We start from the raw sequence: 19,216 nt of genomic DNA on the forward strand, positions 1-19,216 counted from the left end.
CAGCGCTACTTCCTCGGCTACGCGCTGGGCTGGATGAGCCAGCAGCGCGAGCAACGGCTGCGCCAGCGCCTGCTGTCGGACGTGCATGCGCCGGCGAAGTGGCGCGTGCTCGGGCCGATGTCGAACATTCCCGCGTTCTACGATGCGTTCGGCGTGAAGCCTGGCCAGCCCATGTGGCGCGCGCCGGCAGATCGCGTGCGGATCTGGTAAGGGCGAGACCGGAGCAGGGCGGCCGGGCCTGCGTTGGCGGCTGGCTGCCGCAGGCGACGTGGCGATGCAGCAGGCGCGCTTGCTGCGCGGGGATCCAAGGGCAGCCGGAGGCGGGGCCTCCGGCTGCCGTCCTGCGGGGCGACGGGACCGGTGTTTGTCGGTGGCGCCAGGGGCCGTCAGTGCCACCAGCCCAGGCTGTCCGGTGAGCCGTCGGGACGTGCAAACCAACGCACCCGGTTGGTGCCATCGGGGCAGCCCCTGCCTCGCGTCCCCGAGGTGACGACACCGTTGTTGGCGCCTACCGAGGCCTGGAAGCAGCTGCCGGCGTTGTCCGTGAAAGTGTGGGTCGCGTCGCTTTGCCAGTTGCTGTCGGTGGACGGATTGGACATCCGCGGATCCCAGAAATCGTAGGCGTGCGTGCGGCTGCCCGAGAAGTCCTCGACCAGGCGGGTGATGTAGTGGCCCCGGCCAGGCCGGTAGTAATCCGCATCCCGCACCCAGCGCTGGGTCGAAACCACCGTGCCGTTGCGCAGGGCGATGGTCCAGCCGTCCCCCTCGTCCGTGACGGTCGTCGCCATGTGGTAGTAGTACGCGAGCGGATAGTTCACATGCACCACGTCGTTGGCGAGCAGGGTGCTGCCTCGCGTGCGGCGGCTGACCTGGTCGGTCTTGCTGTGCAGGTCCACGGCCTGCTGGTAGAGCTTGTTCACCACCTGGCCCGGAAACGGCCGGTGCGGTCCGCGGATATCGAACGCCTGGACGTTCTCGAAGGTGCTCGACTGGCGGACGGTCGAGTCGATCCGGCCGCTCGAGGTGTTCACGAATCCGCGGATTTCGAACTGCCGGGCTTGCCGCGTCGTGATCCTTCCCTGCACGCCTTCGCCCTGGTTGGCGAGGGTGCTCGTATAGGCCGGAGCGGCCTGCGATCCGGCGAGCGTATTCATCGTGACGCCACCGGTGACGAGCGTGCGGTTGCGGTCCAGGTACAGCAGCAGTGCGCCGGCGACGGAGAACTGGTGGCGCCCGGCGGCATCCAGCTGGCCGGCGAACGGCGTCAGGTCGACCCGGAAGGGCACGTTGCCGAGCATCTGCAGCGTCGGCGTCGGCTGGTTGAGCGGGTTGTGCAGATAGTTGATGTTCGGGTCCGCCGGCAGCAGGGGGAACACCGGCGCGATGCCGGCGGGTATCCCGTCCACGGCCACCGGGATCTCGCGGAAACTGCCGCCGGTGCACGCCGCCTCGTGAGGGAAAATGGACCTCTTGAAGGTATTGTCGGGTGCGAAGTAGTCGAACAGGGCCGGATGCCTTTCCAGTTCCCGGTCCGGCACGCAGAAGTACCACCACGATTGCGCGTTATCCACGTCGGCGTAGGCACGCACGATGTTGTGGGGGAGATTCAACGGCGTGCCTTCCTTCAGGTGGATCACCGCGTCGGGAACCGCGGGCGCGGGCGTCGCCGCCGTCGGCGGATAGAACAGCAGGCGGGCACTGCCCCTGAGCGGAGGCGTGTCGCCGAGCAGGTCGAAGGCATCCTCGCCCTGGCTGGCCCAGTAGGACCCCGTGTGCGGGCCGGTGAACAGCGCGCTGTAGTCGGTCAGGTCGCGCTCGACGTGCCAGCGGACAGGGGCGTCGTATCGTGGCGCCGGCTGGTGGAGCAGCCGGATGCCGGCGAGCGAGATGCCGATGTCATCGAGGACCGTGCGGCGGGAACTGCTGATGTCCGCCTTGAAGACGACCTTCGCCCACGGCGGCGGGCAGGCCTGCGGTGGCATGTAGACGAAGTTGTTGTCGATGTTGCCGAACTCCTCCGGAAACGGCTGGCTGTCCATGAGATGCACCACGCAGGGCGTGCCCGCGGCGGGCGGGACGCGCGGGTTCGTGGTGACCACCTGCGCGGGGGGCGGCGATTGTGCATGGCCGACGGCGACCAGGGCCCAGGGCAGGGCCAGTGCGAGGGCAAGCCGGTGGATGGGTTGGGGGATCGCGCGCATGGTCTTCACCCTCCAAGGCGAAAGCAGTCCCGAGGGACCGGGGGGAGTCGACTTCTACGCGCCCGTGGCAGGCGGAAGTTGATGTCGGTCAAACCCGGGTGTCGGGTGGGAACCGGCGCCGGTCCAGCCTGGTCACGCCGTTTCGATGGCGCGCGGGCATGCGCGAAGAGATGGCTCTGCGCGAGCCCCTAGAGCATCCTGCGCAACGTGTTGTCGCGCACCACCAGGTGGTGCCACAGGGCGGCGGCGACGTGCAGGCCGATGACCCAGTAGAAGATCTCGCCCAGTTCCTCGTGGAGCTCGCCGATGCGTTCGTGCCATGCATGGTCGGCATGTACCAGCGCCGGCAGCGACCACCCTCCGGGCAGCGTCACCGCGTCGCCGGCCAGGTTGACCTGCAGGATGCCCAGCACCGGCTGTGCCAGCAGGAACGCGTACAACGCCAGGTGGGTGACGCGGGCGACCGAGCCGGTCAGCCGCCCCGGCGTGGGCTGGATCGGCGGGATGCGCGCCATGGCGAGCGCGGGCAGGCGCACCGCCAGCAGGACCAGTACCACCAGGCCCGCCAGGAAGTGCCACTGCAGCGGTGCCGGGGCGACACCCGTCTGCGCGTGCTCGCCGCCGAACTGGACCAGCGCGTAGGCGGCCGCCACCGCCAGCACGGTGAGCCAGTGCACGACGCGCACGGTCGCCGGATAACGACCGGGTGCCTTGCTCTTCAGGTCACCATGGGTGGCCGCGTCCTGACGCTTCAGTGCTCCGCTGATGTTCATCGCCGGGCGCTCCGGGGGACCGCTGCCGTTCAGGGCTTCGGTCGCGGGGTCGTGGCCACGCTCGGTGGCAGGGACGGCAACGTCACCCGCGGCTGGTCGCCGGTGAGTGTGCCGAGGAACGCGCTGATCTGGTCCACCTCGGCGTCGGTAAGCCTGGCGCCGAGCTGGCTGTTGCCCATGATCGCCACGGCCTGGCGCAGGTCCCACACCTTGCCCGAGTGGAAGTACGGCGGGGTGAGGGCGACGTTGCGCAGGGAGGGCACGCGGAATACGTACTCGTCGCTGACGGTCTTGGTGACGGCAAACCGGCCCTTGTCGCCTGGCGGCAGGATGTCGGCGCCGGGGCGCTCGACCACGCCGAAAGGCGCGTAGCGCTGTCCGCCGGCGTTGATGCCACTGTGGCAGGCCGCGCATCCCTTGCCGATGAACAAGGCCAGGCCCTGCTTCTGTCGGCCGTCGAGCGCCTGCTCGTCCCCCCGCAGGTAGCGGTCGAACGGGGCGTTGGGTGTCATCAGCGTCGCTTCGAAGACCGCGATGGCGCGACGGACGTTCTCGAAGGTGATCGGATCGGTACCGGGGAAGGCCTTGGCGAACACGGCGGCGTAGCCGGGGATGCCCTTGAGCTGCTCGACCACGTGCCCGGTGGTGGTGTCCATCTCGACCGGATTGACCAGCGGTCCGCCGGCCTGCTGCTCGAGGTCCTTGGCACGGCCGTCCCAGAACTGCGCGACGTCGAAGACCGCGTTGTACACCGTCGGCGCATTGCGTCCGCCGTGCTGCCAGCGATGCCCGAGCGATGTCTCCTGCAGGTCGACGCCACCCATGCCGATCATGTGGCAGGAGTTGCAGCTGATGGCGTGGCTCTCGGACAGGCGGGGGTCGAAGTACAGCATCTTGCCCAGCGCCACCTTGGCCGGCGATGCAGGGTTGTCGGGCAGCGCCGGTGGCTGCGCCGGAAGGGGCTTGAACAGGCCCTGGGCCTGCTTCATCAGGTCCGACTGCGACCGGGCCGGCGAGGCGAGTGTGCCGATCACGACCAGGAAGGAAGCAAGCGTCAGCGGTCGCATCATGCGTCTCCTTTTTTCTTGTCGCGAGACCCGGGTCAAGCCGGTATGAACTCCGGGCCTGCGCGCCGGAGGCACCGGAGCAGGTTCGCGCAGACCGGGCCAGGCTTGTTGATCCAGGTCAAGGCGCACTGCCGTTGCCGTTGCGCCAACCGAACATTCCCGCGACAGCCGCTTTACCGTCGGCGGTGCAGGCTTGCCCGGCCCGGCTGGGAGGATGAGCGATGACCGAAACGCATCGTGGCACCTGTTTCTGCGGCACCGTGGAGTTCGAGGTCAGCGGCAGGCCCGAGGCGATGGGCTATTGCCACTGCGGATCGTGCCGGGCGTGGTCGGCCGCGCCGGTCAATGCCTTCACGCTCTGGAAGCCCGGTCAGGTCCGCGTCGTTCGGGGAGCCGATGCGATCGGGCACGTCCAGAAGTCGCCCAACAGCGACCGGCAGTTCTGCACGGCCTGCGGCGGGCACCTGATGACGGCGCACCCCCAATGGGGACTCATCGACGTGTTCGCGGCGATGCTGCCGGATCTGCGGTTCGTGCCCGGCGTGCACGTCAACTACGCCGAGACGGTGCTGCCGATCGACGACGGGCTGCCGAAACTGCGTGATTTTCCCGCTGAGCTGGGCGGCTCCGGCCAGGTCATGGTCGCGTGAGGGGACGCGTGGCGGCGCGTACCCGGTCGGCTCAGCCTTCGGCCAGCGCCGCTTCGCGGCCTTGCTGGCGGATCAGCGCCTCCTCGCGGGCGTCGATGATGGACTGCATCACGCTGTCCACGTCCACCGCGCTTTCGTCGAATGCGAAGCGACCGGTCAGTTCGGTATCCGGCTGCAGTTCCCCCTGTTCGAACAACGCCCACATTTCCTCGGCGTAGTACGTGTCCAGCAGCTCCGGGGCGAAGCGCGACAGGCTGATCGTGAGGTTGCCGACGTCCCGCCGCAGCATGGTTCGCGCGGCGTTGTTGCCGGAGGCACTGACCACCTGGGGCAGGTCGATGATGACCGGTCCATCCGGCGCCACCAGCACGTTGTCCGGAGAGAGGTCGCCGTGGACCAGGCCGGCGCAGAGCATCCGCACGACCTGGCGGACCAGGATGCGGTGGTAGTCGCGGGCAGTCTGCGCGGCCAGCTCCACCTCGCCCAGCCGCGGGGCTGAGTGACCGTCGGCATCGGTGACCAGTTCCATCACCAGCACGCCGTTGAAGTAGCCGTACGGCCGCGGCACGCGCACGCCGGCGTCGGCCAGCAGGTAGAGCGCGTCCACCTCGGCGTTCTTCCAGGCCGCTTCGGCCTCCCTGCGACCGAACTTGCTGGCCTTGCCGATCGCGCGCGCCTGCCGGCTGCCACGCACCTTGCGGCCTTCCTGGTATTGCACGCGCTGCTGGAAGCTGCGCTGGGCCATGTCCTTGTAGACCTTGGCGCAACGCACCTGCTCGCCTGAGCGCACGACATAGACGGAGGCTTCCTTGCCGCTCTTGAGCGGACGCAGGACCTCGTCGATGACGCCGTCGTCGATCAGCTCCTGCAGGCCGGCGGGGGTTTTCATGCGTGGGAATAGGCAGTCACGGGAACGGAGCATTATGGCGGGTCGGGCATGACTGCCAGCTGCGCGCGTGCCGGGCTCCCGTCACAACTTCGGTGGTGTCCTTCCGGCAGGGCCGCCCGGCGCGTGCCCACGGCCCGGTCCATCCGCGGCCCGCCCTGCGCTCGATGTCCGCCTGCGGCGCGGTGGATCCCGCGCAATGCCTATGCCCGGTGCGGCTGTCGCGCTGGACTTCCAGGCGCACCGGGAAGCGGCGGGTCAGGCTCTCATCCGGCTTTTGCGGAAGGGAGCCCACCCTCACGAAGGCCTCAGAGTGGTTGCACCTGATCGGCCTGCAGGCCTTTGGGTCCCTGGTTCACGACGAACGAAACACTCTGGCCTTCCTGCAGGCTCTTGAAGCCCGGGGAGATGATGGCGCGGAAGTGCACGAACACGTCATCGCCGCCGGGACGGCTGATGAAGCCGAACCCCTTGGCATCGTTGAACCACTTGACGGTACCGGTTTCACGTTGGGACATCGTTGTATCTCCGTTGAGCGGGTGCTGGCCGCGTCGCGCGGCAGGAGCAGGTCGCTTGGCTGACAGGCACACATCGCGACCAGGGTTGCGGCGGTGAGGGGCGAGCGCGATCGCGCCCGGTCACCGGGAACCTTTCTAAACCGACCGGAGCGCTGGCAATTGATGTGGATCAAAAGCGCGGCGGAAGGCCGAGCGCATGCCGGCCGGTGTGACGATCCCCCCGGCGGATGGCGCACGGGATCGTTGCCTGGCCGGACGATGCAACCCCACGTCTGCCGCTGCGCTCGGTGCGGGCGCCGGCGGCGGCGTGCTCAGCCGAGTGGCCGCACCCGGAAGTTGCGCCCCTTGATCCGCCCGGCGCGCAGGCGCTCGAGTGCCTTGTTCGCCAGCGCGCGGGTGATCGCGACGTAGGCGCGGGTGGCGTAGACGTCGATCTTGCCGATGTCGTCGGCCTTGAGGCCGGCCTCGCCGGTCAGCGCGCCCAGGATGTCGCCGGGGCGCAGCTTGTCCTGGCGACCGGCGTCGATCACCAGGGTCTTCATGGGAGCCAGGTGCAGGGTCTTGCCGCGCGGCGGAGCGAGCTTGAACGGGCGCCAGGTCAGGGTAGCGCCCAGGGCCTGCTCGATGTTGCCGGCCTTGGGCCGCTCGCGCGGCGTGCACAGGGTGATGGCCAGCCCCGGCTGGCCGGCGCGGCCCGTGCGGCCGATGCGGTGGGTGTGCGTGTCCGGGTCGTGCGCGATATCGAAGCTGATGACCAGCGGCAGCCCGACAATGTCCAGGCCGCGCGCGGCGACATCGGTGGCCACCAGCACGCTACAACTGCGGTTGGCGAAGCGCACCAGCACCTCGTCGCGGTCGCGCTGCTCCATGTCGCCGTGCAGGGCGAGCGCGGAGAAGCCGCGGCGGTCGAGTTCCTGCGCCACCGTGTCCACGTCGCGGCGCATGTTGCAGAACACCAGCGCGTGCTGGTCGCGGTCGCGGGCGAGCAACTGCGCCAGCGCGTCGGGCTTGTTCGCCGGGTCCACCTCGATGAACTGTTGCTCGATCGCCGGCATCGCCTCCGCCGGGGTCTCCACGGTGACTTCCACCGGTTCCTTCTGCAATCGCCGGCTGGCGGCACGGATGGCGTCGGGATAGGTCGCCGAGAACAGCAGCGTCTGGTGATGCCTGGCGATGCGCCCGACGATGTCGTCGATGGCCTCGCCAAAGCCCATGTCGAGCATGCGGTCGGCCTCGTCCAGCACCAGCATCCTGATGCCGCCTCCGTGCAGGCTGCCGCGCTTGAGGTGTTCCTGCACGCGGCCGGGTGTGCCCACCACGATGTGCGGATTGTGGGTGAGCGAGGCAAGCTGCGGCCCGAGCGGCATGCCGCCGCACAGGGTCAGCAGCTTGACGTTGGGCAGGCCGGCGGCGAGCCGGCGGATCGCCTTGCTCACCTGGTCGGCCAGTTCACGGGTGGGGCACAGCACGAGGGCCTGCAGCCGGATGGTGTCGACCTCCAGCGCCTGCAGCAGGCCCAGCCCGAACGCGGCCGTCTTGCCGCTGCCGGTGCGCGCCTGGGCGATCACGTCGCGTCCGGCGAGGATCGGCGGCAAGCTCTGCGCCTGCACTGGCGTCATGGCGGCGTAACCGTGCGTGTCGAGGCTGGCGAGCAGGGCGGGCTTGAGCGGGAGCGTGGTGAAGTCGGTCATTCGCCATGATCGCATCAAAGCGGTGCCGGCCGGAGTACGCACCGCAGACACCATGCGCGGGTGGAGGGTGTAGGATGCCGGTTCACTTCGGCGCGCCTCGTGCGCTTGCCGGCCATTCGGCCCGACGTCGGCCCATTCCCTGTTCGCGTCCAGCGCCCGCTACCCAAGGCGGGGTGTGGCCGGGCATCGCTACCGCTGTTTCACCGTGGGTCGTCCCACCCGGGTTTTCCGGGCCGGTCACCTTTCCAGGCACGGGTTGCCTGTGCATGCCGCGTCACCGCCGAGTGGCGCCTTCACCACTTCAGAGGATTCCCATTTGGCCAAGATCAACTATGCGTTCGAGAAGCGCCAGCGCGAACTCGCCAAGAAGAAGCAGCAGGATGCCAAGCAGGCAAAGAAGCGCCCCGCGCGCGAAGGCGACAAGCCCGAGGCCCGGGCCAACGACACGTCCCCGAACTAGGTCCGGCGGCCCGTCGAGCACCCGACAAAAAAAAGCCCGGCGCGAGGCCGGGCTTTTTCTTGCGGCGGGTCGGAAGCCTTAGAGCGGCTGGACCTGGTCGGCCTGCAGGCCCTTCGGGCCCTGGGTCACGACGAAGGACACCTTCTGGCCTTCCTGCAGGCTCTTGAAGCCCGTGGAGGTGATCGCGCGGAAGTGCACGAACACGTCATCGCCGCTTTCGCGGCTGATGAAGCCGAAGCCCTTGGCATCGTTGAACCACTTGACGGTACCGGTTTCGGTCTGCGACATCGTTGAATCTCCTTGGAACGGATGAAGCCGCATGGCGCGGCGAGAAGCTGGTCGCAAGGAGGAAACGGGTGCAACGGTGTAGTGGAACGATTCCCTACAGCATCGGGCCACACTTCGCGTGACCCTTGAAACTCAGCCCGTCAACAGTAGTGACTGTGGCGGCGCGATGCAAATGCTTTCGCGAAACCGGGCCGCCCCGCGTGCCGGAACGGCCTGGAACGGGTACTTCAACCACGCCGTGCGGCTTCGATCGCGGCAATGTCGATCTTTCCCATCGTCATCATGGCGTCGAACGCCCGCTTGGCCGCGGCCGGATCGGGGTCGGTGACCGCCGCGGTCAGGGCGCGTGGGGTGATCTGCCACGACAGGCCCCATCGGTCCTTGCACCAGCCGCAGGCGCTGGCCTCGCCGCCGTTGTCGAGGATGGCGTTCCACAGGCGATCGGTTTCGGCCTGGTCGTCGGTCGCCACCTGGAACGAGAACGCCTGCGTGTGCGGGAACGCGGGCCCGCCGTTGAGGCCCAGGCATGGGATGCCCATGACCGTGAACTCCACCGTCAGCACGTCGCCCCGCGTGCCCGAGGGGTAGTCACCCGGCGCGCGATGCACGGCGCCCACCGTGCTGTCCGGGAATGTCTTTGCATAGAAGTTCGCGGCCTCCAGGGCGGTGCCGTCGTACCAGAGGCAGATCGTGTTCTTGCTGACCATTCGGTTTCTCCTCGTTCAGGGCGGAATGCCTTGTTCGACGAACGACCGGCGCGCGGATCGACAGGCGGCGTGCCCGGGCCGATGCGCTTCAGTAGAACCGGATGCCCGGCCGCAGGACGAGCTGGAACAGCAGCAGCAACGCCACCACGGCGGCGAACGGGTAGGCAAGCGGCCAGCCGGTGGCGGCTCCTTCCGCCCTGGCGTCGCGCACGCGCCAGGCTGCCGCCTGCAGCCAGGGGATGCCGGGCAGGAACACCAGCACCGGCACGATGACCACCTCGAGCATCTCGCGCGGGATCCGGAACGGAATGACCAGCGCGCTTCCAAGCAGGGCGGGCAGGGTCACCGCGCAGAAGACGAAACGGGTGCGCGCGCCGGGCCGCCCGACGTTCCCCGGCGCAGGCGCCATCCCCAGCGCGGGGCGGCACAGGAGCAGCGCCAGAAGCGGCATCGCCGCGAGTGCCAGCAGGCTGGCGCCGAGGCGCGCACCGGCACCGAGGTGCAGGTAATCCATGGCCATGCCCAGGTCGCTGCCGGGACTCAGCGCACCGATCACCACCTGCGGCAAGGCCATGAAGCAGCCGCAGTAGGCCATCCAGAACAGGAGCAGCCGGGCGCCGTTCGAGCGGGGCCGCACGTGCCGCAGCATCCACAGGCAGCCAAGGCCCACGGCCAGGGTCGCCAGTGCGCCGGTACCCTGGAACAGCGCCGCGAGCGGGTTGGTGCCCTCCCAGCTGTGGTTGTTGTGGTAGAGCGTCGGGCGCAGGCCGGGGGTGAATGCCTTGGGCAGTACCAGGAACAGTTCCTGGATGAAGAAAGTGAGGTTGAAGGCCAGGACGTAGAGCAACGTCGAGGCGGCCGTGATGCGCCAGCCCGGCGCCGTGGCGGGGGACGCGCCGGCCGCCGGGCGGGCGGATGCGACGCCTGCCAGTCCGAGCGCCAGCGGAGCGGCGACGACCGTGAGCATGGCGGCCGCAAGGATCAGCATGTGTCCGGTAGCCATGTTCCCTTTGCCTGGAGAGCGGGGGAGCATGCTGCTGGCCGGTGCCCGCCCTGTCGATAGGCCGTTCGTCCCGCCCCCGGCGGCGCGCCGGTGCCGCCTCCGCCGCGCGCGACCGGCGGGGAGGGAGGGGCCCGCTATCAGTGCGCGTCGCCAGCGGCCGGTAGCGGGTCGCGCGTGTCGTAGTGCTGGGTGTATTCCTTCGTGTCCAGCAGCCGATCCTGCGCGTCGAAGTGCAGGAAGACGGTGTCGCCCTCGACGATGGCATGGCCGTGGCGCGAGAACTCGCTCACGACCGGGATCTGCGCGTACTTGCTGAAGCGTGTGGTGGCGTAGAGGTACTTGAGGTAGGTGTCGCCGCCGGGCTCGTGCGTCACTTCCAGGGGCGGGCCCAGGCTGTGCTCGACCTCGGCACGGGTCGTCACGCCGGGCCGGAAGTCCGCCAGACGGTCATGGTCGATGGGCCGTCCGCGCGTGATGTCGCCACAGGCGGCCAGCATCGAGGCGGCCATGCACAGCGCGCCGATCCGGTAGAAATGCTTCATCGTGCCCCCTTCGCCGGGATGGCGAACCCGGCGGCGGCCTTGCGGCAGGCCAGGCGATGTCCCGACGTGTTGCCGGGAAACATAAGGGCTCCGCCGGCCATGCGTAAAGCGCGGGGCGGCAGGTGCTGGCTCAGCCGGGGGCGAAATGCCAGGTGGCATCGAGGAAGCCGTCCAGCTCCCACTGCTTGAAGGGCGGGCGTCCGTTGAACTTGCCCAGGGCCGCGGACACCACGTTGCGGTTCCAGTGGGTGACCGGCCTGTCATGGGACTGCAGGAAGTGATCGATGTAGTACTCCGGCGTCCACGCCTGGGTAGGGCCGACCAGCACCCGGTCGATCTTCCCGACGTACGCCCTGTTGGGGTGGGTCGACCAGTCGCCCAAGGCCTGGCCGAGGTGTTCGGCGGTGTCCAGCATGGTGTGTCCCGTGCGGATCTCTGGAAGGTGCGCCATTAGTCGCTGCGGCGCGGTCGAGTCCCCGTCGAAGGGACGTGCCAGGCTCGCTTGACCTGGCGTAACCGTCGCGGAACGACAGTCGCCGTTAAGGCGCGTGTTGCCCGTTGTTCAGGCTGGTGGCCCGCGCGCAGTCCAGACGCGTTGCCGCCCCAACGCGCCACACCTGCAGCGGCCGGCCCCTGCCTGCGAACCGCCATGCCGTTGCCCAGCACGTGCCCGATGCCCCGGCCATGCTGCCGGTTTTGCGACGGAGCCCGACCATGTCCTTGCGCTTTCCCGCCGGCGTCGCGCTAGCGTTCGGCCTGATCCTCGGCCCGGCCGGCGCCCAAGCGGCGCGCGCGGCGAGCCATTTCGGCGGCGCCAGCGAGTGGAACGCGCCGCAGAAGCCGTTCCGGATTCACGGGCGCAGCTGGTACGTCGGGCCGCACGGGCTCTCCGCGATCCTCATCGACACCGGGCGGGGGCTGGCGCTCATCGACGCCGGGCTGCCCTCGTCCGCGCCGCTCATCGAAGCGAACATCCGCGCCCTCGGGTTCCGCGTCCGCGACCTCCGCTGGATCCTCAACTCGCACGCACATGCCGACCACGCCGGCGGCATCGCTGCCCTGCAGCGGCACAGCGGGGCGCAGGTGCTGGCGAGCGCGGAGGGTGCGCGCGAGCTGGCGCTGGGCGGGGCCGACCCGGAGGATCCGCAATACGGCGACGCCCCCGCCTATCCGCCCGTGCAGGGCGCGCGGATCGTGGGTGACGGCGGGACCGTGCAGCTGGGGAAGGTCGCCATCACGGCGCACTACACGCCGGGCCACACGCCCGGCAGCACGTCGTGGACCTGGTCCTCGTGCAGCGGCGGGCACTGCCTGCACATGGTCTATGCCGACAGCCTCACCGCGATCGGGCGGCCCGGCTTCCGCTTCAGCGACCAGCCGCGGCGGGTCGCTGCGTTCCGCCGATCGATCGCCATCGTGGCCGCGCTGCCCTGCGACATCCTGCTGACCCCGCACCCCGATGCAAGCGGCTTCTGGCGGAAGGTCGCTCGCGGGAAGGCGAAAGCCGACGGCGAACGCCTGGTCGATGGCGATGCCTGCCGGGCCTATGCCGCGGCCGCCACCCGCACGCTGGACGCGCGGCTGGCTCACGAGCAGGCGCGATAGACCTCGCAGCGCGCAGTCCGGCGCGCCCGCGGCCGCAGGCAAGACTCACCGGTCCGCGCCGCGCCGGCCGTCGGACAGCGAAACCAGCAGCGCGGCGATGCCGAACGCCGCGCCGAGGGCACAGGTCAGGGTCCACCCGCCGATGGCCCAGGCCAGGCCTGCAAGCGAGGAGGCCGCTGCGCCGCCGACGAAGAACGCGCCGGTGAACAGGCCGTTGAGGCGCCCGCGGGCTTCCGGCCGGACCAGGTTGATGGCGCGCCGGCCGAGCGTCTGGTCGCCGACGGTGCCGATGTCCAGCAGCAGCGAAGCGGCCACCATCAGGACCAGCCCGATGACCGGCGTCTGCTCGCCCGCAAGCCAGGCGAGAACCATCGCGGCCACGATCAGCAGATGCATGATGACGTTGGCCGGCCGGGTCAGGCCGCGATCGCCCAGGCGCCCGGCAATGGGCGCAATCACCGAGCCGCCGACGCCGGCCATGGCAAACCCCGCGATGCCCTGTGCGCCCAGCCCGAACGGCGGCTGTGCCAGGCGCAGGGCCACGATCGTCCAGAAAGCGTTGAAAGCGCCGAACGCGAGAATCGCGCTCAGCGCATGCCGCTGAAGCACGCGCTCGCCCCGCACCAGCGGCCACAGGGAGCGCACCAGCGCGGCGTAACGCAGCCGGTGGGCCGGCTGCAGCGTGGGCAGCGCGCGCCACAGCAACAGCGCAATCGCACCGACGGCGATCGCGAAGGCGGCGAACACGCCCCGCCAGCCGATCGCCTGCGCGATCAGGGTCGCCAGCGGACGGGACAGCAGGATTCCGATCATCACCCCGCTCATCACGTTGCCGACCACGCGCCCGCGCTCCGCCTCGGGGGCAAGCGACGCCACGAGCGGCACGATCATCTGGATCGAGCTGGTCGCCGCACCCACGGCGAACGCGGCGAGAAGGTACACAGTGGCGTTCGGTGCGCAGGCGGCGGCCACGAGCGCGACGATGTCCAGTGCGAGCATCCGCAGCACCAGCCGGCGGTTCTCGACCAGGTCGGTAAGCGGCACCAGGAACACCATGCCCGCGCCGTAGCCGAGCAGGGTGGCGGTGGTGACCAGGCCGGCGGCGGCCAGGCCCAGGCCCAGCGACTGTGCGATCACCTCGAGCAGCGGCTGCGCCGCCGCAAGATTGAGTGCGATGACGCCACAGGCCAGCGTCAGCAGTGGCGTGAGCTGGCGGGCGGTGGGGATGCCCGCGGGCTGGTCCGGGCAACGGCGGGCGATAGATTCGATGGCGCTCATGGGAAATGTGTCGTTTGCAAGATGAGCGCGCAATCTATGCTTGCCTTGAATATGCGTCCAATTAAAATCGTGCATCTTCTTTATGCCGGAAACGCATGAACACGCGTGATCTCGAAGCGTTCGTCGCAGTGGTGGAACACGGGTCCATCCTGGCGGCGGCCGCCCAGTTGCACCTCACCCAGCCCGGGGTGACGCGGCGCGTCCAGAGCCTGGAGAACACCCTCGGCGTGGCCTTGCTGGACCGCCAGTCGAAGCCGCTGCGGCCGACCGCCGCCGGCCGTGACGCTTACCAGCTCGGCCGGCGGGTGCTCGCCTCGCTGGACGACCTGCGCGCGGGCGTGGCGGACGATGCGGCGGTGCGCGGCGAGTTCCGCTTCGGCATCACGCCGTTCCTGGCCGAGATCGCGCTGGAGGAGCCGCTTTGCTCGCTGAGCGAGGCGTTTCCCTCGCTGCACGTGCGCGTCTCCAGTCGCTGGGCCGCCGAGCTCCTGGCCGACCTGGATGCCAACCGCATCGACGCCGCGCTGGTCTATCTGCCGGGCGACAACGAGCCGCCGGCGGGCCTGGAGCGGGAACGGCTGTGCCGGATCGGGGCGAAGGTCGTGGTGCCGCGCACGCTCAAGCTGCCCCGGCGCATCACGCTGCGCGACCTGTCGGACCAGGCGTGGGTGCTGAACCAGGACGGCTGCGGTTTCAGGCGGGTGCTCAGGCGCGCGCTGGAGGCGGAGCAGCTGCCCTTCCACGTGGCGGTGGAAGCGTTCGACCCGTTGCTGCGCCATTCGCTGATCGCGCGGGGCATCGGCATCGGGCTCACGGCGGGCAGGCTGCTCAGGGAAAGTCCCTATCGCAAGGCGCTGCGCGTGGTCGAGGTGTCGGACTTCCATGCCGAGGTGCGCGCCTGGCTGGTCCACCGGCCCACCGACGGGCGGCTGGCTGCACCGCTGGCCCACCTGCGCGGCGAGTTGCGACGGGCGCTAGGCGCGTTCCCGGGATGATCCTTTCGCACACGCGGCGGGGTTCCGTTTCCCTCCGGCCGCCCGGCTGGTTGCCGCCCCACTACCTGGCGGCATAGGGCCCGAGCGCTCAGCGTACCCGTGTGCCGGGGCACGCCGCCTGGCGGCCCTTGCGGAACGCGGCTGCACCGGCTTCGTCGCTCGGCGTGCCCTCGTCGCCGGCGTCGAACAGCACGCGCCAGGCACCATCCTTGCCGCGGTGCCAGACGGTCGCGAAGTGGCCGAGCACGTAGCGCGTCCGTGCCGACGGGTTGACTGTCTCCATCAGCCACGGGCCGCTGGAATAGGCGATATCCGCCTCGCCGCCGGTCACCACCTGCGTGGGGTACCACGCCAGGCGCATGGGCTTGCCCGCGATCAGATCCCGCCAGCTGGCCAGGACCGCCGCGCGTCCGCGCTGCGGATGGGGCGAATTGGCCGCGAACACGGCGCCGGGCTCGACATGTGCGGCGAAGGCCGCCGCGTCATGCTGCTGCACGGTGCGGGCGAACGACAGTTCGCGCCGCCATACCGCGCAACCGGGGTCTTCGGCGGCCTGCGTGGCTGCCGGGAGGAGAACGAGGCCGAGGGCGAACAGCAACGTGCGGGTCATGGGCGTACCTCAACGGCAGGAGGGGGATACTTCCGTCGCAGCGGACGGCCGGGCGATCATCGCGCTACGCGGGGACGCGTGCACCGGGGTGAGATGGATGCCTCCGCCTGACGCCCTCCGCGCGCCCTTGGGCGCGGCGGCGGGCCGGGCGAGCGCACGGCCGGCACCCAAGAGCGTTCCTGCAAGCCAGACCCTCAACCAGGCAGGTGGAGTCCACGGAATGAACGCTACGCGCAGCTCGTCCTTCATCACGACCTTCAGTGCCCTCGTCCTTGCCGGCGGAGGCGCGGCCCTGCTGTTCGGCGCCGATGAGCTCCTGCCGCGGTTGATGCCCGGGATGCCGGCCAGCGCCACGGTGCTGGGGCAGCTGGTATCGGCGGGCTGGCTGGCGCTGGCCTGGCTCAACTGGAACCAGCGCCGGATCATCGTCGGCGGCATCTACGGACGCCCCACCGTGCTGGCCAATCTCATGCTCTACCTGGTCAGCGCACTCAGCCTGGGCCATCCGGCGATGGCCGGCGGCGCCTCGCCGGCGCTGCTTTGCCTGACCGTCCTGTTCGCGGCGCTGGCCCTGGTCTACGGGGCGCTGTTCCTGCGCGGGCCGTTCGGTACCGACGCGCCGGTGGAAGCGGGCCTCGGCCGCTGAACGCCCGGCCCGGCAACGGCGCTTTCGCGCGCCGTTGCCGTCGCTTCGCGCAGCATCGGCCGCTCGCATGGGCAACCAACAGGAGGCGACCGTGGGACAGCTATTGAAGCTTGCCACCGCGTTTGCGGCGGGCGCGGCGGCGATGTACCTGCTCGATCCGGTGGCCGGGCGCCGCCGGCGCGCCATCGCGCGCGACAAGGTGCGGGCCGCGGGGCACGACATCCAGGACTTCGCGCAGGACACGGCCAGGCACACGGCCGACCGCCTGCATGGCGTGTCGGCGCGACTGCATGGCCAGGAACCGTCGGACGACCGGCAACTGCACGACCGCATCCGCTCGAAGCTCGGCCACCTGGTGGCCCAGCCCGGGAAGGTCGAGGTGCACGTGGAAAACGGCCTGGTGACGCTCAGCGGCTCGGCCCGGCTCACCGAGGTGGACGAGCTGGTCACGGCCGTGTCGCGCATGCTGGGCGTGGAGCGTGTCGATAACCGGCTGGATGCGGCGCAGTCGGCGCCGGCCAGCGAGAGCAGGCACTGAGCGACCGCGGCAGCCCGCCGGACCTTGACCCCGCCGCACGGCGAGGGCGTTGCCGATCCGGCAGGCCGCCCTGCGGCGGGTCGTGTCCTGCCGTCAGTGTCCGGCGCGCGGCACGATCGATATCGTGCCGTCGTTTTCGATCACGGCGTGCTTGACCTCGTCGAGGCGCTCCAGGCCCTGCTTGGCGCGCGCGGCCGCGACCACCTCGGACGGGTCCACCCGCGTGTTGTCGCCGGCTTCCCGGTCCCAGGCGCCGTTGCGCATCACCAGCACCGGCAGGCCTTCCAGCCAGCGGCTGGCGGCCCTGGAGCGGTGCTTGATGACCGAGAGGACGATGCTCAGGCCCACCAGGGTCATGATCAGCAGGAAGGCGTTGGTGATCGAGTGGTCGTGGTCGACCATCGCCTGCTGGGTGGTCTCGGAGATGATCAGCAGGAGAATCAGTTCGAACGGCGAGGTCTGCGCCAGCGTGCGCTTGCCCGCGACGCGGAAGATCAGGAACAGGAAGGAATAGACGATGACACCGCGGATGACCGATTCCATGGGGGCGCTCCTCAGGGAAGGATGAACTGGTCGATGACCAGGGGAGCAGCGCCGTCGGCGACGACCCTGCCACGCACGTGGCCGAAAGTGGCCTGCTGGAACTGGAACTGGATACGGGGGGAGGGTCCCCTGGCCCCGTCCACGGCGAACACGTATTCGGTGTAGCCGGGCCCCGAGCGCACGTGTGCGGGCCGGGGAATGATCGACTGGATTTCGACCTCGTCCAGCAGCGCATCGTCGAAGCGCAGCCTCAACGCGCCATTGCGCGCCAGCGACGGGGCGACCGTGAAGCGGTATTCGCTCGGCGCACTGGCCCGCTGCAGTCGGTCGTAGGTCACCGACAACCCGCCCGGGTCGCCCGCGCGCGCCTGGCTCAGCGGGCCGTAGCCGAACAGCCCGAGCAACCCTGCCGCGAGCAGGAGCGCCATCACCAGCCAGCCGACGCGTTCGGTGCGCCACTCACGCCGCGAGTGGGGCCGGTCCTCGTTGATCTGGATGCTGTCGTCGTTCGCCTGCACCGTGGATCGCCGTCAACGGAACGAGCCCGTGATACGACGCGTGCTGCCTGCCTTGCGTGAATGGCCTGCAGTGCAGGCACTCAGGCGCCGGCCGCAAAGAGCCCCCGTGCTAGACCGGCATGCGCAGCGCCGGTGGTGGCGGCCGCATGACGAACTCGCGGTGAACCTGTGCGTAGATCCTGCGCTGGCCGCCGAACGGCAGTCGCGCGAGGGCGTCGGGGAAGGACAGCCAGGCGTGCTCCAGGTGCTCGGCGTCCAGGCGCACGCTGGCATCCGCGGTGACGAAGGCGACGAACGCCGGTACCAGCGCGATGCATTCCTCCCGCACGTCGTAGTAGGTCTCGCACTCGTCGGCCGAGTAGAGGGCGGTCGGGTGCAACCCGGTTTCCTCGGCCAGTTCGCGCAGGGCCGCCTGCCAGGCTTTCTCGCCGGGCTCCAGGTGCCCGGCGGCATAGGTCCAGAGGCCCTGGAGGTCGCCCCGGGCCCGGTGCAGGAGCAGCGTGCGGGCGTCCTCACCGCGGCCGCGGATGGTGATCACCGAGACCAGCGAGCAGCGCGTCGGGATCCCGGGCATGTCGTTTCTCCGTGGTGGCCTGCGGGTGCGTCCCGGCTGGCGCGGCTGGCTGGGCGCGGCCGCGTCCGCTTGAGGTTTGCAGGCTGCAACCCCATGATTTGATGCCGGTTTGACCAGTAGGCGCTCATGCAGTCATTTCCCCGCGCGCAGTCGGGCGACAGCCCCTCGAACGTGTGTGCACCCTCCGATGTGCGCAAGTCGCGAACTTGCCACGGCTCCGCCCATCCCTGCGTCCTCGACCCGGGTGCCAACGCATCCACTCGATGGGGCGCGCGGCACGTGGGCGGCCGCTTGCGCACGGCGTGGCGGAGGATCGGCCTGCTGCTGGCCGGCACCTGTTCGGTCGGCCTGGCCGGACTGACCGCCGCCAATGTCCTGCCCGAAGGGCCGGGGCTGGCGCAGGCGCCGGCCCACGTGGCAGCGGTCGACAGCCCGGCGTTCCGGCAGCAGGCCGAGGCGTTGCTGGGCAGCCCCATCACGCAGGGCGATGCGGTGGCCGACCTGCAGAACGGCGATGCCTATTTCCCGGCGATGCTGGCCGACATCCGCTCGGCGCGGAAAAGCATCGAACTGGAGAGCTACATCCTGCGGCGGGGACATATCGCGGACACCTTCGTCGCGGCGCTCTCGGAACGGGCACGCGCCGGCGTGAAGGTGCGCGTGGTGATCGACTGGATGGGCTCGCGCGGCAACGTCGCCGACGCCGAGCGGTTGCGCGCGGCGGGCGTCGAGTTCCACTTCTACCGGCCGCTGGCGATGGACCAGCTGGCGCAGCTCAACAAGCGGACCCATCGCAAGCTGATGGTGATCGATGACCGCGTGGCCTACACCGGCGGCATGGGCATCGACGATGCCTGGCTGGGCAACGCCAGCAACGGCAGGCAGAAGCGCGACATGATGTTCCGCATCCAGGGACCGGCGGTGGCCCGGATGCGCGGGGTGTTCGAGCAGCACTGGCTCGCCACCGGCGGCAGGCCGCTGCCGCCGGTGGAAGCGGCCCCGTCGCCGCGACCCGGGCGCCTGCCGGTGCAGGTGATCGCCAGCACCGACCGCGTGGGCGAGTACAACTCCCAGCGCATGTTCCTGCTGGCCATCGCCGGCGCGCGGCGCTCGATCGACCTGG

24 protein-coding genes are annotated in these 19,216 nt (G+C 69.9%); 8 read left to right on the plus strand and 16 right to left on the minus strand.

Annotated elements, in window-relative coordinates:
* The coding region (locus VFH59_RS11705) for a M13-type metalloendopeptidase (protein WP_325165078.1) at positions 1-210 on the plus strand (210 nt) is incomplete at its 5' end.
* A gap of 176 nt (positions 211-386) precedes the next feature.
* On the opposite strand, the gene VFH59_RS11710 is transcribed toward VFH59_RS11705, so the two are convergent.
* The 3 genes from VFH59_RS11710 to VFH59_RS11720 all read right to left on the minus strand — a co-directional run bounded on the left by VFH59_RS11710 (position 387) and on the right by VFH59_RS11720 (position 4,044).
* A complete protein-coding gene (locus VFH59_RS11710) occupies positions 387-2,201 on the minus strand; it encodes a hypothetical protein (protein WP_325165079.1) in 1,815 nt (604 codons plus the stop codon).
* A gap of 188 nt (positions 2,202-2,389) precedes the next feature.
* Entirely contained in the window at positions 2,390-2,974 is a 585-nt protein-coding gene (locus tag VFH59_RS11715; protein WP_325165080.1) for a cytochrome b, read from the minus strand.
* 29 nt (positions 2,975-3,003) lie between these two features.
* Complete coding sequence (locus VFH59_RS11720) at positions 3,004-4,044, minus strand: cytochrome-c peroxidase (RefSeq protein WP_325165081.1); 1,041 nt, start codon at positions 4,042-4,044, stop codon at positions 3,004-3,006.
* Positions 4,045-4,262: 218 nt separating this feature from the next.
* On the opposite strand from VFH59_RS11720, the gene VFH59_RS11725 reads away from it, so the two are divergent.
* Positions 4,263-4,691, plus strand: coding sequence for a GFA family protein (locus VFH59_RS11725; RefSeq protein WP_325165082.1), 429 nt, complete (start codon positions 4,263-4,265; stop codon positions 4,689-4,691).
* Positions 4,692-4,722: 31 nt separating this feature from the next.
* Here the strand turns inward: VFH59_RS11725 and VFH59_RS11730 are convergent, their stop codons facing one another.
* The 3 genes from VFH59_RS11730 to dbpA all read right to left on the minus strand — a co-directional run bounded on the left by VFH59_RS11730 (position 4,723) and on the right by dbpA (position 7,786).
* Positions 4,723-5,580: a PA4780 family RIO1-like protein kinase gene (locus VFH59_RS11730; protein ID WP_325165083.1), complete on the minus strand. Its 858-nt coding sequence runs from the start codon at positions 5,578-5,580 to the stop codon at positions 4,723-4,725.
* A gap of 305 nt (positions 5,581-5,885) precedes the next feature.
* Positions 5,886-6,095, minus strand: a complete 210-nt coding sequence (locus VFH59_RS11735) for a cold-shock protein (protein WP_325165084.1) — start codon at positions 6,093-6,095, stop codon at positions 5,886-5,888.
* Positions 6,096-6,406: 311 nt separating this feature from the next.
* Positions 6,407-7,786: an ATP-dependent RNA helicase DbpA gene (dbpA, locus tag VFH59_RS11740; RefSeq protein ID WP_325165085.1), complete on the minus strand. Its 1,380-nt coding sequence runs from the start codon at positions 7,784-7,786 to the stop codon at positions 6,407-6,409.
* Between the two features lie 316 nt (positions 7,787-8,102).
* Here dbpA and VFH59_RS11745 point away from each other — a divergent pair, with 316 nt between their 5' ends.
* On the plus strand, positions 8,103-8,246 hold the full coding sequence (locus VFH59_RS11745) for a hypothetical protein (RefSeq protein ID WP_325165086.1): 144 nt from the start codon (positions 8,103-8,105) through the stop codon (positions 8,244-8,246).
* 78 nt (positions 8,247-8,324) lie between these two features.
* On the opposite strand, the gene VFH59_RS11750 is transcribed toward VFH59_RS11745, so the two are convergent.
* From VFH59_RS11750 to VFH59_RS11770, 5 genes are all read right to left on the minus strand, one after another.
* Positions 8,325-8,534 (minus strand): cold-shock protein, encoded by a 210-nt coding sequence (locus tag VFH59_RS11750; protein ID WP_325165087.1) that lies wholly within the window; start codon positions 8,532-8,534, stop codon positions 8,325-8,327.
* 227 nt (positions 8,535-8,761) lie between these two features.
* On the minus strand, positions 8,762-9,241 hold the full coding sequence (locus VFH59_RS11755; protein ID WP_325165088.1) for a VOC family protein: 480 nt from the start codon (positions 9,239-9,241) through the stop codon (positions 8,762-8,764).
* Between the two features lie 88 nt (positions 9,242-9,329).
* Positions 9,330-10,244, minus strand: coding sequence for a hypothetical protein (locus VFH59_RS11760; protein ID WP_325165089.1), 915 nt, complete (start codon positions 10,242-10,244; stop codon positions 9,330-9,332).
* A 137-nt stretch (positions 10,245-10,381) separates the two neighbouring features.
* A complete protein-coding gene (locus VFH59_RS11765) occupies positions 10,382-10,786 on the minus strand; it encodes a hypothetical protein (RefSeq protein ID WP_325165090.1) in 405 nt (134 codons plus the stop codon).
* 130 nt (positions 10,787-10,916) lie between these two features.
* Complete coding sequence (locus VFH59_RS11770; protein WP_325165091.1) at positions 10,917-11,237, minus strand: hypothetical protein; 321 nt, start codon at positions 11,235-11,237, stop codon at positions 10,917-10,919.
* A 263-nt stretch (positions 11,238-11,500) separates the two neighbouring features.
* On the opposite strand from VFH59_RS11770, the gene bla reads away from it, so the two are divergent.
* Positions 11,501-12,391 (plus strand): subclass B3 metallo-beta-lactamase, encoded by an 891-nt coding sequence (gene bla, locus VFH59_RS11775; RefSeq protein ID WP_325165092.1) that lies wholly within the window; start codon positions 11,501-11,503, stop codon positions 12,389-12,391.
* A gap of 45 nt (positions 12,392-12,436) precedes the next feature.
* Here bla and VFH59_RS11780 read toward each other — a convergent pair whose 3' ends face one another.
* On the minus strand, positions 12,437-13,669 hold the full coding sequence (locus VFH59_RS11780; RefSeq protein ID WP_325165093.1) for an MFS transporter: 1,233 nt from the start codon (positions 13,667-13,669) through the stop codon (positions 12,437-12,439).
* A gap of 95 nt (positions 13,670-13,764) precedes the next feature.
* On the opposite strand from VFH59_RS11780, the gene VFH59_RS11785 reads away from it, so the two are divergent.
* The gene (locus tag VFH59_RS11785; protein ID WP_325165094.1) at positions 13,765-14,664 is read left to right on the plus strand and encodes a LysR family transcriptional regulator; all 900 of its coding nucleotides are present in this window, start codon (positions 13,765-13,767) and stop codon (positions 14,662-14,664) included.
* Positions 14,665-14,752: 88 nt separating this feature from the next.
* On the opposite strand, the gene VFH59_RS11790 is transcribed toward VFH59_RS11785, so the two are convergent.
* A complete protein-coding gene (locus VFH59_RS11790) occupies positions 14,753-15,274 on the minus strand; it encodes a YybH family protein (RefSeq protein ID WP_325165095.1) in 522 nt (173 codons plus the stop codon).
* 220 nt (positions 15,275-15,494) lie between these two features.
* Here VFH59_RS11790 and VFH59_RS11795 point away from each other — a divergent pair, with 220 nt between their 5' ends.
* Complete coding sequence (locus VFH59_RS11795; RefSeq protein ID WP_325165096.1) at positions 15,495-15,920, plus strand: hypothetical protein; 426 nt, start codon at positions 15,495-15,497, stop codon at positions 15,918-15,920.
* 91 nt (positions 15,921-16,011) lie between these two features.
* The gene (locus VFH59_RS11800) at positions 16,012-16,458 is read left to right on the plus strand and encodes a BON domain-containing protein (protein WP_325165097.1); all 447 of its coding nucleotides are present in this window, start codon (positions 16,012-16,014) and stop codon (positions 16,456-16,458) included.
* Positions 16,459-16,551: 93 nt separating this feature from the next.
* On the opposite strand, the gene VFH59_RS11805 is transcribed toward VFH59_RS11800, so the two are convergent.
* The 3 genes from VFH59_RS11805 to VFH59_RS11815 form a co-directional block, all read right to left on the minus strand.
* Positions 16,552-17,001 (minus strand): DUF421 domain-containing protein, encoded by a 450-nt coding sequence (locus VFH59_RS11805; RefSeq protein WP_325165098.1) that lies wholly within the window; start codon positions 16,999-17,001, stop codon positions 16,552-16,554.
* 11 nt (positions 17,002-17,012) lie between these two features.
* Positions 17,013-17,519, minus strand: a complete 507-nt coding sequence (locus VFH59_RS11810) for a hypothetical protein (protein ID WP_325165099.1) — start codon at positions 17,517-17,519, stop codon at positions 17,013-17,015.
* A gap of 109 nt (positions 17,520-17,628) precedes the next feature.
* Positions 17,629-18,093 (minus strand): NUDIX hydrolase, encoded by a 465-nt coding sequence (locus VFH59_RS11815; RefSeq protein WP_325165101.1) that lies wholly within the window; start codon positions 18,091-18,093, stop codon positions 17,629-17,631.
* A gap of 291 nt (positions 18,094-18,384) precedes the next feature.
* On the opposite strand from VFH59_RS11815, the gene VFH59_RS11820 reads away from it, so the two are divergent.
* On the plus strand, positions 18,385-19,216 hold an 832-nt coding region (locus VFH59_RS11820), incomplete at its 3' end, for a phospholipase D-like domain-containing protein (RefSeq protein WP_325165102.1).

The organism is Frateuria sp. (assembly GCF_035695185.1).
Lineage (GTDB): Bacteria > Pseudomonadota > Gammaproteobacteria > Xanthomonadales > Rhodanobacteraceae > Frateuria_A.

What these genes read in the sequence shown, in the direction of transcription:
- VFH59_RS11710 (WP_325165079.1), bottom strand. Translation starts at nt 2,201, where the DNA reads ATGCGCGCGATCCCCCAACCCATCCACCGGCTTGCCCTCGCACTGGCC.
- VFH59_RS11715 (WP_325165080.1), bottom strand. Translation starts at nt 2,974, where the DNA reads ATGAACATCAGCGGAGCACTGAAGCGTCAGGACGCGGCCACCCATGGT.
- VFH59_RS11720 (WP_325165081.1), bottom strand. Translation starts at nt 4,044, where the DNA reads ATGATGCGACCGCTGACGCTTGCTTCCTTCCTGGTCGTGATCGGCACA.
- VFH59_RS11725 (WP_325165082.1), top strand. Translation starts at nt 4,263, where the DNA reads ATGACCGAAACGCATCGTGGCACCTGTTTCTGCGGCACCGTGGAGTTC.
- VFH59_RS11730 (WP_325165083.1), bottom strand. Translation starts at nt 5,580, where the DNA reads ATGAAAACCCCCGCCGGCCTGCAGGAGCTGATCGACGACGGCGTCATC.
- VFH59_RS11735 (WP_325165084.1), bottom strand. Translation starts at nt 6,095, where the DNA reads ATGTCCCAACGTGAAACCGGTACCGTCAAGTGGTTCAACGATGCCAAG.
- dbpA (WP_325165085.1), bottom strand. Translation starts at nt 7,786, where the DNA reads ATGACCGACTTCACCACGCTCCCGCTCAAGCCCGCCCTGCTCGCCAGC.
- VFH59_RS11750 (WP_325165087.1), bottom strand. Translation starts at nt 8,534, where the DNA reads ATGTCGCAGACCGAAACCGGTACCGTCAAGTGGTTCAACGATGCCAAG.
- VFH59_RS11755 (WP_325165088.1), bottom strand. Translation starts at nt 9,241, where the DNA reads ATGGTCAGCAAGAACACGATCTGCCTCTGGTACGACGGCACCGCCCTG.
- VFH59_RS11760 (WP_325165089.1), bottom strand. Translation starts at nt 10,244, where the DNA reads ATGGCTACCGGACACATGCTGATCCTTGCGGCCGCCATGCTCACGGTC.
- VFH59_RS11765 (WP_325165090.1), bottom strand. Translation starts at nt 10,786, where the DNA reads ATGAAGCATTTCTACCGGATCGGCGCGCTGTGCATGGCCGCCTCGATG.
- VFH59_RS11770 (WP_325165091.1), bottom strand. Translation starts at nt 11,237, where the DNA reads ATGGCGCACCTTCCAGAGATCCGCACGGGACACACCATGCTGGACACC.
- bla (WP_325165092.1), top strand. Translation starts at nt 11,501, where the DNA reads ATGTCCTTGCGCTTTCCCGCCGGCGTCGCGCTAGCGTTCGGCCTGATC.
- VFH59_RS11780 (WP_325165093.1), bottom strand. Translation starts at nt 13,669, where the DNA reads ATGAGCGCCATCGAATCTATCGCCCGCCGTTGCCCGGACCAGCCCGCG.
- VFH59_RS11785 (WP_325165094.1), top strand. Translation starts at nt 13,765, where the DNA reads ATGAACACGCGTGATCTCGAAGCGTTCGTCGCAGTGGTGGAACACGGG.
- VFH59_RS11790 (WP_325165095.1), bottom strand. Translation starts at nt 15,274, where the DNA reads ATGACCCGCACGTTGCTGTTCGCCCTCGGCCTCGTTCTCCTCCCGGCA.
- VFH59_RS11795 (WP_325165096.1), top strand. Translation starts at nt 15,495, where the DNA reads ATGAACGCTACGCGCAGCTCGTCCTTCATCACGACCTTCAGTGCCCTC.
- VFH59_RS11805 (WP_325165098.1), bottom strand. Translation starts at nt 17,001, where the DNA reads ATGGAATCGGTCATCCGCGGTGTCATCGTCTATTCCTTCCTGTTCCTG.
- VFH59_RS11815 (WP_325165101.1), bottom strand. Translation starts at nt 18,093, where the DNA reads ATGCCCGGGATCCCGACGCGCTGCTCGCTGGTCTCGGTGATCACCATC.